This is a genomic window from Paraburkholderia sp. RL17-337-BIB-A, assembly GCF_046025895.1.
GTDB classification, from domain to species: domain Bacteria; phylum Pseudomonadota; class Gammaproteobacteria; order Burkholderiales; family Burkholderiaceae; genus Paraburkholderia; species Paraburkholderia fungorum_C.
The window spans coordinates 3565146-3576954 of the sequence record NZ_JARESY010000002.1 but is presented as its reverse complement, the minus strand read 5'-3'; the positions used below and the strand labels follow the sequence as shown (position 1 = coordinate 3576954).

The following is an 11809-nucleotide window of genomic DNA, read 5'->3' as shown; positions in this document are numbered from 1 at the left end:
ATCTGGGGGAGAAACGTATGGCAAATACCACGCTCACCATCAGCAGCAAGAATTATTCGTCGTGGTCGCTGCGCGGCTGGCTGCTGACCAAATTCAGCGGCTTGCCTTTCGAAGAGATCGAGATGCCGATCGACGACCCTGCGGCGCGCGCCGAATTGCTGCTGCTTTCGCCGTCGATTCTGGTGCCGTGTCTCTGTCACGACGGCATCAAGATCTGGGACACGCTGGCGATTGCCGAATATCTCAACGAGTTGAAACCGGGAGCGGCGCTATTGCCCAAGGACATCCGTGCGCGAGCACATTGCCGCTCGATTTGCGGTGAGATGCATTCGGGTTTCGGTTCGCTGCGTTCGGCGTTGCCGATGAATCTCAAAGCGCACTTCCCGGGCTTCAAGGTATGGGCGCGCGCGCAGTCCGATATCGACCGCATTGTGACGATCTGGAGCGAGTGCCTGAAGCAGTACGGCGGGCCGTTTTTGTTCGGTGAACGCAGCGCGGCGGATGCAATGTACGCGCCGGTGGTGACGCGTTTCGTCACCTACGACGTCAAGCTGGATCCGGAGATTGTCGACTATGGGCAGCGCATCATGGCGCTGCCTGAAATGCAGCAGTGGATCGCGGATGCGCAGCAGGAAGTGGAGGAGATCGATGAACTGGATGTGGAGTTCTGAACGCCTTAATCGCGCCCCGCTTCCAGCTTGAACACACTCACTACCTGCGCAAGCCGCGCAGCCTGATCGCGCAGTTCAGCCGCCGCGCGTTCCGCCTCGCCGACGATCGTCGCGTTCTGCTGGGTTGCCTCGCCAATCTGCGTGACAGCAAGTCAGCGGATCAACGCATCTACGCGCCAACGCGCACCTACGCGCCAACGCATCAACGCATCAACGCGCCGCGCCAGCTACGCAGCAGAAGCGCATTGGTGACGACGCTTGCGCTCGAAAACGCCATCGCCGCGCCGGCCAGCATCGGGTTCAGCAAGCCGAAGGCGGCAAGCGGGATGCCGATCAGGTTGTAGACGAACGCCCAGAACAGGTTCTGCTGGATCTTGCGCCAGGTCCTGCGCGAAATGTCGATGGCGTCCGCCACCAGCGCGGGGTCGCCGCGCATCAGCGTGATGCCGGCCGCCTGCATCGCGACGTCGGTGCCGGTCGCCATCGCGATGCCGATGTCGGCGGCAGCGAGCGCGGGGGCGTCGTTGATGCCGTCGCCCACCATCGCGACGATGCCGGCGCTGCGAATTTTCAGGTCGCGGATCACGCGGGCCTTGTCGTCAGGCAGAATTTCGGCGTGAAATTCGGCGATGCCGAGCGCCTTGGCGACGCTCGCCGCGCTCCCGTGGTTGTCGCCGGTGACGAGCACGCTTTTGATGCCCATTTGGGCGAGCCGTTCGACGGCCGCGCGAGCGTTCGGTTTGACGGTGTCGCCGAAAGCGATCAGTGCGAGCGCGACGGGGGCAAGCGGCGCGCGCTGCATCAGCCAGGAGACGGTGTTGCCGGCAGCTTCGAGCTGTTTTGCGCGCTCGGCGAGTTGCGGTGCCAACGGGATACCGAGCTCGTTGAGCCAGCGTGTGCTGCCGAGCGCGAGGGTGCGGCCATCGATGTCGGCTTCGACGCCGCGCCCGGGCACCGCGCGCGCGGCACTTGCTGCGAGTGCTGTAATCGGCGACCCTGTCGCGAGCTTCGCTTCTTCATACGCCTTCAACACGGCCCGCGCCAACGGGTGATCGCTATGCCGCTGCACGGCCGCGGCGAGCGCCATCGCCTCATCGCGTCCAATACCGCCGATCGCCTCGAACGCCGTCACCGACGGTTGCCCGACCGTCAGCGTGCCGGTCTTGTCGAACGCGACAATATTCACCCGATGCGCGGTTTCCAGCGCCTCGGCGTCCTTGATCAGCACACCGTGCCGCGCGGCGACGCCGGTGCCGGCCATGATGGCCGCGGGCGTTGCGAGTCCGAGCGCGCACGGGCAGGCGATCACCAGCACGGCGACCGCATTCAGAATCGCCGTTTCACCGCCTGCACCGGCAATCAGCCAACCCACCAGCGTCAGCGCCGCAATCGCCAGGATCGCCGGCACGAAGATCTCGCTGACCCGATCGACCAAACGCTGGATCGGCGCCTTCTCAGCCTGCGCGCTTTCCACGAGACGGATGATTCGCGCGAGCGTGGTTTCCGCGCCGATCGCGGTGGTCGTCACCGCAATCGCGCCTTCGCCGTTGATCGAACCGGCGGTAACCGGATCAGCTGCCTGCTTCGGCACCGGCAGGCTTTCGCCGGTGATCAGCGATTCGTCGATATGGGTACGGCCTTCGAGTACCGCGCCGTCGACCGGCACGCGCTCGCCCGGACGCACGATCACCACGGTGCCGACCCGCACTTGCGCGAGCGGCACTTCGCGTTCCTCCGCGCCGACGCGGATTCGCGCGCGATCGGGGCGCAGTGCGTTGAGCGCGCGGATCGCATCCGTGGTCTGGCGCTTGGCGCGCGCCTCGAGCCATTTGCCGAAACGCACCAGCGTAATTACCACCGCCGACGCTTCGAAATACAGATGCGTCATGTCGCCCGGATGGGTTGCCAGTTCGTAGACGCTGATCCCATAAGCCGCCGATGTGCCGAGCGCCACCAGCAAGTCCATATTCCCGGCGCCGGCCCGCACCGCACGGTAGGCCGCGCGATAGAAACGCGCGCCGAACACGAACTGCACGATGGAGGCGAGGGCGAATTGCAGCCACGGCGAAAGCATCGCGTGCAGGCCGAACCATTCGCCGGCCATCGGCAGGACGAGCGGCAGCGTCAGCACGGCGGAGCCAAGCACGGTTGCCAGTTCGCGGCGGGTTTGAGTGTGTTTGCTGTCGGCGGCGTTGGCAGCGGTGACATTGTCGGCCGACGCCGCCCCGTCCGGCGGCAAAATCAACGTTGCCTCGTAGCCGGCCTTCTTGACCGCTGCGATCAGCGCGTCGGCGTCGGCATCGGCATTTGCGTCCGAGGCCGGCTCGCTGAGATTGACGGTTGCCGTTTCGGTCGCCAGATTCACCGACACGCCGACGACGCCCGGCACCTTCGCGAGCGCCTTTTCGACGCGCATCGCGCATGACGCGCAAGTCATTCCGCCAATCGCCAGGTCCTTGACCTGCGGCGCTTGCACTGGTGCGACGTCTGGAAGCGCGGCCGGCGTCGCCTCGTAGCCCGCTTTGCGTACGGCGCTGGCGAGCGTTTCGGGGTCGACGGCAGCGTCGCTGTCGATGCTGGCTTTTTCCGTGGCGAGATTCACCGACGCGCGCCTGACCCCCGGCACTTTGGCCAACGCCTTCTCCACGCGCATCGCGCACGAGGCGCAGGTCATACCGCCGACGTCGAGTTCGGTGGTTCTGGAGGGCGGGGCGTCCGCGGGACGCAGTGGCGAGGCAAGTTCGGTCATGGTAAGCAGGGCTCATGGCGGCATCGGGCCGCATCATGACTCGAGTATTGACCTTCCCATGATGGGAAGGTCAAGGATGTTTTTGTGGCGAGCCGGCTGCGTCGCGCTACGCCGGTCGAATCCAGGCTCAGAACGCGGGCGGCGCGTCCAGCATGGCCTGACCAACCGCCTTCTGTTCGTCGCTGGCGCGCGCCAGCAGCGTTTCGGCCGCACCGCGCCGGTCGGCGGCTTCCTTGTTCTGGCCGAGTTTCCACTTGCCGACCAGTCGCGTGATCTCGATCTCGAGACCGACGATCGCTCCAAGCATCTGGGCGATATAGTCGGCCGGTGCGTCGCCCATTTTCCATGGCACCGGTTCGCCCGCTTCCATTTTGCGGGTGAGCCGCGCGACGAGGCCGCGCAAGAACGCCTCGTCGTCGCGCACGACGATCCGGCCATGCGCGTGCACGACCATATAGTTGTAAGTCGGTACCTGGCGATGTGTCTCGTGCTTGCTCGGATACCAGGTCGGCGAGATATAGGCGGCCGGCCCCTGGAAAATGACGAGGGTTTCCGGGTTAGCGGCGACTTCCTGCCAAACCGGGTTGGCGCGGGCGACGTGGGCGCGGAGGACGCCGTGGGAATGCGCGGGCGCGTCGTTTCCTGCCGAGGCGAGCGTCGGGTCGCCGCCGCCGGAGACGCGCTGCGCGTCATCCCTTCCGGGGACTGGTTTCGCTTCGCCCGTTCCAGGGACCCGCTTCGCGTCGAACTCAAACGGCAAATGATTGGCATCGAGCCCATTCGGCCCGTGGGTAATCAGCGCGCCGAACGGCTGCTCGGCGATCAGGCGGTGGAGAACCTCTGGACGGTTCTCTTCAAAATGGGCGGGCATATACATAAAGCACTCCGGATACAAAAAATCGGCGAGTGGTCGGGAAGGGCGGCCAGCAAGGCAAGAACCGGCGCGGAAGTGACAAATATCGTCAACCTTTTTGTCAATGGTGTCCGCGCGCGCATTACAACGCGCTATTGCCTTTGCGCTTGCCTGGTGAGCAAGGATACGATACAACCCGATGTTGTCGGCATCGCAAGCCGCGGACTGGCTGCGTTCGGCTCAGGGAGGCCACGCAAACAGGTTTCGCTGCGCACCGACGTCTCCCTTAGGACCGCACGTTCCGCCACCTGAACGAATGATAAAAAATCGCCAAGAACTGTTTTCGCTTCACTGGACCTGCGCATCGCTCGCAGGCCTCGCATTTCTGGCTGGCTGCGCGTCGACTCCATCCACGACGCAGAAAACCACTGGCTGGATCAAGGACGAAGTCGCCGATTCGTATGTGTTCGGCTATCCACTGGTGCTAATGGGCGTCGCGCGCGACGCGGCGGTTGGCACCGATCCGGGCCAGGCGCCGGTCAACACGCTGCGCCACGCGCAGGCCTTGCCGCCAATCGGCGCAGCCAATCCGCTGCGGCCAAGTCTCGACACGCTCGACTCGACCGGCTGGCTGGACCTCGGCAGCGAGCCGGTGATCGTGTCGTTGCCCGATTCGCGTGGCCGCTACGTGGACGCCCGCGTACTCGACATGTGGACCAACGTGGTGTGGTCGACCAGCTCGCAGTTTGCCAGCCGCGCAGCGGGTATCAAGGCGCAAACGATTGCCTTCGTCGGCCCGGGCTGGCAGGGCGATCTGCCCAAGGGCGCCAAACGCGTCGACGTGCCGACCCGTAACGCCTGGGTGAGTGTGCGTATCCAGTCGAACGGTACCCGCGACCTGACGGCGGTGCGCAAGCTGCAAAGCGCCATCCGCGTCGCGCCGTTGAGCGTCTATACCGGCGACACGCGCGCGGCGTCGATTGCGCCGCCGCGCAGCAATGCCGCCGATGCCGCCGCCGCGACCGCTTCCGGCACGCCGGCCGCGCAAGTCGCCGCGCTCGACGCGAACGGCTTCTTCAGCAAACTGGCGCAGGCCTTGCCTGACAATCCGCCGACGCCGGCTGATCCGCATGCGCTGAAAATCCTCTCGGACCTGGGCGTGACGCCTGGCGATCCGGTGAAACTGCCGAGGGCACCCGAGGCGATCGCCGCGGGCCTGACTGACGGCCACGAGCGCATCGTCACGCCGCCGTCCAATCTGCTGAGCGGCAACGGCTGGAGCTGGTTCGGCGACGGTGTGGGCAACTACGGCCCGGACTACGCAATGCGGGCTTACGCCGCCGCGACCCAGCCGGGCATCGGCACGAAGGAAGATGAAGTGCGCGTGGTTGTCACCCAGGACAGCGACGGGCATGCGCTCAATGGCGCGAACCGCTACGTGATCCACTTCGCGCCGAACCAGTTGCCGCCGGTGCGCGGTTTCTGGTCGATCACCGCCTACACGAAGGACGGCGCGTTAGGGGAAAGCACGCCGGCGCGTCTGGCGGTCGGCGATCGCAACGGTGCGCGCCGCAATCGCGACGGGTCGCTCGACGTCACGGTGTCGTCGGCGCGCGGCAAGAGTGGCAACTGGTTGCCGGCGCCGCGCGCCGATCTGCAACTGGTGTTGCGTTTGTACGCGCCGAAGCCGCAAGCTACCGACGGCAGTTGGCAACCGCCGGCGGTCGTTCGGCAATGAAGGGCGTGAGTAAATTGCGCCAATGAAGTTCGTCAACGAAGTTCGCCAACGCAACGCGGCGGCGAATGCGACAGTGAAGCGCATCAGCATCAGTGATATGCGTCACTGCTGTGACAGCAATGCATGAGTAACGCATAACTCAGCTCCGTGTCCGCCGCTTCGTGCCGGCGGACATGCGGCGCTGTAACGCGCAACAATGTGTAAGCCCCAGCTTACATTTGTACGCCGCGTAAGATTCACCACTTATACTGCCGCTTGCGGGATTTTCGTTTCGCGGCGGGCTTGCCGCCGCATTACCCAAGACCGAGCATGGCAAGCCTCAATAAAGCATCATTCGCCTCTTCCATGCAGACCGTGCGCGACGTCGCGCAGTCACGCCTTACCCGGCGTGTCATCACCGGTCTGCTGATCTTTCTCGTATTGTTCGGTCTGCTGGGCTTTTTTGCGGCGCCGCCGTTGATTCGCCACATCGCCGAGCAGCAACTCAGCAAGCAACTCGAGCGGCCCGCCACGATAGGGCGCATTGCGCTGAATCCGTACACACTTAGATTCGAAGCCGATCGCGTGCATATCGGCGAGCGCGGCGGCGCGGGCGATTTCGTCGATATTTCGCGGCTCATCGTGAAACCGTCGTGGAGTTCGCTGTTTCGCGCCGCGCCGATCATCGACGAAGTGCAACTCGATTCGCCGCGTTTTCATATCGTGCGCTATGACGCGCAGCGCTTCAATTTCACCGATCTGATCGAGAAGTTTTCGAAGCAGCCGGCCAAGCCCGATAGCAAGCCGACGCTCTTTTCGGTGTCGAACATTCGCCTTGAAAATGGCCAGATCACGTTCGACGACAAGCTGCTCGGCGCGACCCATGTGATCGATCAATGGAAGCTCGGTGTTCCATTCATCGCCACGCTGCCTTCGAAAACCGACATCTTCGTCGAGCCGCTTTTGCGTGCGCGCATTGACGGTAGTCCGCTCGCTATCGACGGCAAGACCAAACCGTTTGCAGCGTCGCGCGAGTCGGAAGTGTCGCTGCGTTTCGACGGGCTCGACGTGCCGCGTCTGATGTCCTATGTGCCGACCAAGCTGCCTGTGATCGTGCAGAGCGGCAAACTGTCCACCGATCTCAAGCTCAACTTCGTGGTCTCCAATGACGCACCTTCGTTGCGCGTGGCGGGCACGGTCGATTTGAACGATGTGGACGTGCGCGACCAAGGCAAGGCGCCGTTCTTCGCGGCGCGCGCGGTGCATGTGGCGGCCGCGACGCTCGAGCCGTTGAAGAGCCTGTATCACTTCGACGATATTCGCATCGACGCGCCAAGCGCCAATCTTGCGCGTGATAAAGAGGGCGTGTTGAGTGTCGAGAAGATGTTCGCGCCTGCGCCTGCTGCGGGGGCTTCCACGTCAGCATCGGCGTCTGCTTCCGCTCCGGCATCCGCGGCGGCCGCTTCTGCGGCCACGACGGCTAAGAACGCCGCCAGCAACGCCGCCAGCGCACCAGTCGTGGCATCCGGTGCAGCCGCCACGGATAAGACCGCACAGCCTCTGGATCTGTCGATCAAGCGTTTCGCGCTCAACGACGGCACCGTGAACGTTCACGATGAAGCCGCCTCGCGGCCGGTCGACCTTGGCCTGCAAAAACTGGCCGTCACGCTGACCGATTTCTCGACGCTCGCCACTACGCCTGCGCACTACACGCTGAACACAGACTTCAAGGATGCGGGCGGTTCGCTCGGCGCGGCGGGTGCGTTCGGCCTCGTCGCGAAGACGGCCAGTGCGAAGCTCGATCTGAAGTCATTGAAGTTGCCGCTGCTGCAACCGTATCTCGACACGGCAACTGCCGCGCAGGTGGTGGACGGCGCGTTGTCCGCCAACGCGAACGTTGGCGCGAACTGGTCGAAGTCCCCAGCCGCTGTGATGGTCACCGACACGCAACTCGATCTACAGTCGCTCAAACTCGCGGCACGCGGCAGCAGGGAGCCAGTCGTCTCGCTCGCGCAAGGCACGGTGACAGTCAAGCAGGTGGACGTAGCAGGACGCACGGCCGATATCACCGGCGTCGACACGACCGGGTTCGTGGTTAACGCGCAGCGTCTGAAAGACGGCAGTATCGACCTCGCCGCGCTCGCTGGTCCGCATCAGGCCGAGCAGCAGCGCACGGCGATCCATGCGGTGAAGAAGGCGCAAGCCGAAGGGCCCGCGTGGCACTACAAGATCGGCGAACTCAACCTGAAAGACGCGAGTGCCAACTTCACCGACAACACCACGCCGCGGCCGGTGAAGCTGAGCGTGACGCCGCTGCAACTGAAAGTGCAGCAGATCAGCGACGATCTCAGTAAGCCGCTGCCGATCGATCTGCAAGCAACGCTCAACCAGAAAGGCACGCTCGGCGTAAAAGGCGATGTCACGGCGACGCCGCTCAAGGTGGCCGTCAAGGTGAACGCGAACCGTCTGGATGCGGCGGCCTTCGAACCGTACTTCGGCGGCAAGCTGAATGCACTGATCGCGAGCGCATTGCTCAATGCGAACGGCGATCTTGCGCTGAGTCAGGCGAAAGCACTCAAGGCGACGTACCGCGGCGACGTGGCACTCGTCGACGTACGGATGCTCGACAAGGCGACGTCTGATCCATTCGCGGGTTGGGGTTCGCTCGCGCTGACCAACCTGAAGGCCGACTACGACGAACACGGCACGACGGTCGACGCGGGCCGCGTTACGTTCACCAGGTTCTATGGACGTGTGCTGCTCGACGCGCAAGGCAAGCTGAATCTGAAGGACGTGGTCGCGCATGAAAGCGGCGCCGCGCAATCGCTGACACGCGACAAGAGCGGCCACGATCCGGTACCGTTGACGCCAGAGGCTGCTTCTGCGCCCGTGGTGGCGTCCGCGCCGGTTCCTGCGTCCTCTGCGACGCCGGCCACGGTGACCGCCGCTACGCCGCCGCAAAGCCCCGTCAAACTGCACTTCGGCCAACTGGTGCTGCAACAGGGCCGCGTGACCTACACCGACAACTTCATCAGGCCGAACTTCACGGCGAACCTGGTCGGCATTCAAGGCACAGTCGGGGCGTTCGGCACGCAATCGACCACGTCCGCGCCTGTCGACATCGCTGCGAAGCTGGCCGCCAATGGTCCGCTGTCGATTCGCGGTACGGTCAATCCGCTGATCGCGAAACCGGCGCTCGATTTGACTGCCAGCGCGCATGATATCGAGCTCACCAATCTCACGCCGTATTCGGCGAAATACGCCGGGTATCCGATTACCAAGGGCAAGCTGAATGTCGATCTGCACTACCAGCTCGATAACGATCAGTTGAACGCGAACAATCATATTTTCATCGACCAGCTCACGTTCGGCGATCACGTCGAGAACGACACGGCGACCAAGCTGCCGGTGCGGCTCGCGATCTCGCTCCTGAAAAATTCGCGCGGCGAGATCGACGTGAATCTGCCGGTGTCGGGATCGTTGTCGAATCCGGAGTTCAGCATTGGCGGCTTGATCTGGCATGCCGTGCTCAATCTGCTGCAGAAGGCCGTGACCGCGCCGTTCTCGCTGATCGCCAATGCATTCGGCGGCAATGGCGAGGAATTGGGTTACGTCGAGTTCGAGCCGGGTTCAGCGACACTCTCGGATGCCGCCGACAAGAAGCTCGACACCATCGTGAAGGCGCTGGCTGACAAAGCGTCGATCCGTATCGACCTGATCGGCCGTGTCGATCCGGCTGTCGACGAACCCGGTTTACGAACGCAGTACGTTGAACGCCAGGTCAAGCAGCAGAAGATCAAAGACGTGGTGGGCAACGGCGAGAGTGTCGATCTGTCGACGGTGACGGTTGATCCGAAGGAATACGACAAGTACCTGACCAAGGCCTACAAGGCGGCTGACTTCAAGAAGCCGCACAATTTTGTCGGCTTGACCAAGAGCCTGCCGGACGACGAGATGAAGAGCGCGCTCGCCGCCAATGCACCGATCGACGACGCCAGCTTGCGTAAGCTCGCGCAGCAACGGGCGCAGGCGGTGCAGCAGTATTTTGACGGCAAGATCGACAGCAGCCGCGTGTTTATCGTCGCGCCGAAGCTGAATGCGGATGGAATCAAAGACAAGGGCGCGACGTCGCGGGTGGACTTCGGCTTGAAGTGAGGCGTTGTGCGCTCAGGCGGCACGCGTAGGCTTTTTCTTCAACGCCGTCTGCTCGATCACCCGCGCGAGCGTGTCGAACGCCGGACCGATCTTCTCGTTCGCCACGCAGGCGTATCCCAGCAATAGGCCGCGCCGCGCGGGCGTCTCGCTGCTGTAGTAGGCGGCGAGCGGCCGCACGATCACTCCAGCGTCGTAAGCCGCAGCGGTTACCGCGCGATCATTCGCATGGTCCGGCAGGCCGAGCACCAGATGCAGGCCGGCTTCGTCGCCCATCACCGGGAGTTCGTTGCCGAAACGCGCGGTGATCGCGTCGATCAGAATCTGTCTGCGTTCACCATATAGCGCGCGCATACGGCGAACGTGCGACGTGAGATGGCCGTCCATGATGAAGTCGGTCATCACCGCCTGCTGCATCAATTGTCCCTCGCGATACAGCTCGGCCACGCCCGTGCGGAATGTATCCACCAGATGCGCCGGCGCGATCATGTAGCCGATCCGCAAGCCAGGAAACAGCATCTTCCCCAAGCTGCCAACATAGATCACCTGACCGGCATCATCGAGTCCTTGCAACGATGCCAGCGGACGGCTGCCGTAGCGGAACTCGCTGTCGTAGTCGTCCTCGATGATCCAGACGTTGTGCTGGCGCGCGTACTCGAGCAGCGTGCGGCGGCGCGCGAGACTCATCACCATGCCGAGCGGATATTGATGCGAGGGCGTGACGAGCGCTAATCGCGGTGGCTGCTGCAGATCCTGTTCGCGCGGGTTGAGGCCCTCGTCGTCCACAGGCACGGGCACCAACGTGATCCCCGACGATTGCAGCACGCTGCGCGCACCCCAATAGCACGGCTCTTCCACCCATGCGCGATCGCCGACGTCGGTCAATAAACGCACCGCCAGATCGATCGACTGATGAATGCCCGTCGTGATGATGATCTGATCGGGCGTGCAATTCACCGAGCGCGCGACGCGCAGATAATCGGACAATGCGCGCCGCAGTGGGCGATAGCCGCCGCCAGGCGCATAAGTCAGCAGATCGGGATTGGCTTCCTTCCACAACCTTGCCTGCAAGCGGCTCCATGTGCGCGCCGGAAACTCGGCGACGTCGGGCACGCCCGGCATGAACGCCCCCCACTGTTTGGCGGAGACGCCAGCCTGATCGATCAGCCTTCGTCCGCGCGTGGAGAGGTCGCCGAGATCGCGTTTGGGCGGCTTCTGCGCCGCTTCCTCGCGCTCGTCCACGCTCACCACCGCCGGCTTCTTGCGCGCATTCACCGCCGCCGTGTCCGGCCGCGTGTCGGCGACATAGGTGCCGCTGCCGGTGGTTGAGATCACATAGCCTTCGGCGGTCAACTGATCGTAGACGTGCAGCACCGTGTTGCGCGCGATGCCGAGGTCTTCGGCGAGCGTGCGCGAACTCGGCAGCTTGGTGCCGGGCGGCAACTGGCCGGTCAGGATGGCCTGTTGCATCAGCCTTAGGGTCTGTCTGTAGACCGGTTCGGCGGCCGTGCGGTCAAGCCGCGCGGCGAGCCAATCCGACAAAATCACGGTGTCCAAGTGGTTCTATCCGGAATAATGAAATGGTTCCATAGTGTAGAACCGTAAGGGACTATAGTGAGCCACGCAATTGACGCTATCCCTCTGTTTTGCAGGGGGAGCAGCCGAAC

At 63.7% G+C, this 11809-nt stretch carries 6 protein-coding genes; 3 read left to right on the top strand and 3 right to left on the bottom strand.

All coding sequences use genetic code 11. The features are described from left to right. Positions 1 to 17 precede the first annotated feature (17 nt). The gene (locus tag P0D84_RS36560; RefSeq protein WP_408345331.1) at positions 18 to 671 is read left to right on the top strand and encodes a glutathione S-transferase family protein; all 654 of its coding nucleotides are present in this window, start codon (positions 18 to 20) and stop codon (positions 669 to 671) included. A gap of 202 nt (positions 672 to 873) precedes the next feature. On the opposite strand, the gene P0D84_RS36555 is transcribed toward P0D84_RS36560, so the two are convergent. Both P0D84_RS36555 and P0D84_RS36550 read right to left on the bottom strand, forming a co-directional pair. Next, positions 874 to 3420, bottom strand: a complete 2547-nt coding sequence (locus P0D84_RS36555; protein WP_408345328.1) for a heavy metal translocating P-type ATPase — start codon at positions 3418 to 3420, stop codon at positions 874 to 876. A 127-nt stretch (positions 3421 to 3547) separates the two neighbouring features. After that, entirely contained in the window at positions 3548 to 4297 is a 750-nt protein-coding gene (locus tag P0D84_RS36550; RefSeq protein WP_408345325.1) for an FMN-binding negative transcriptional regulator, read from the bottom strand. A 292-nt stretch (positions 4298 to 4589) separates the two neighbouring features. Here P0D84_RS36550 and P0D84_RS36545 point away from each other — a divergent pair, with 292 nt between their 5' ends. Both P0D84_RS36545 and P0D84_RS36540 read left to right on the top strand, forming a co-directional pair. Next, entirely contained in the window at positions 4590 to 6011 is a 1422-nt protein-coding gene (locus tag P0D84_RS36545; protein ID WP_408345321.1) for a DUF1254 domain-containing protein, read from the top strand. A gap of 309 nt (positions 6012 to 6320) precedes the next feature. Next, complete coding sequence (locus P0D84_RS36540) at positions 6321 to 10145, top strand: DUF748 domain-containing protein (protein WP_408345318.1); 3825 nt, start codon at positions 6321 to 6323, stop codon at positions 10143 to 10145. Between the two features lie 12 nt (positions 10146 to 10157). Here P0D84_RS36540 and pdxR read toward each other — a convergent pair whose 3' ends face one another. Beyond that, positions 10158 to 11699, bottom strand: a complete 1542-nt coding sequence (gene pdxR, locus P0D84_RS36535) for a MocR-like pyridoxine biosynthesis transcription factor PdxR (protein ID WP_408345315.1) — start codon at positions 11697 to 11699, stop codon at positions 10158 to 10160. Positions 11700 to 11809: the final 110 nt, after the last annotated feature.

What these genes read in the sequence shown, in the direction of transcription:
- P0D84_RS36540 (WP_408345318.1), top strand. Translation starts at nt 6,321, where the DNA reads ATGGCAAGCCTCAATAAAGCATCATTCGCCTCTTCCATGCAGACCGTG.
- P0D84_RS36555 (WP_408345328.1), bottom strand. Translation starts at nt 3,420, where the DNA reads ATGACCGAACTTGCCTCGCCACTGCGTCCCGCGGACGCCCCGCCCTCC.
- P0D84_RS36550 (WP_408345325.1), bottom strand. Translation starts at nt 4,297, where the DNA reads ATGTATATGCCCGCCCATTTTGAAGAGAACCGTCCAGAGGTTCTCCAC.
- P0D84_RS36560 (WP_408345331.1), top strand. Translation starts at nt 18, where the DNA reads ATGGCAAATACCACGCTCACCATCAGCAGCAAGAATTATTCGTCGTGG.
- P0D84_RS36545 (WP_408345321.1), top strand. Translation starts at nt 4,590, where the DNA reads ATGATAAAAAATCGCCAAGAACTGTTTTCGCTTCACTGGACCTGCGCA.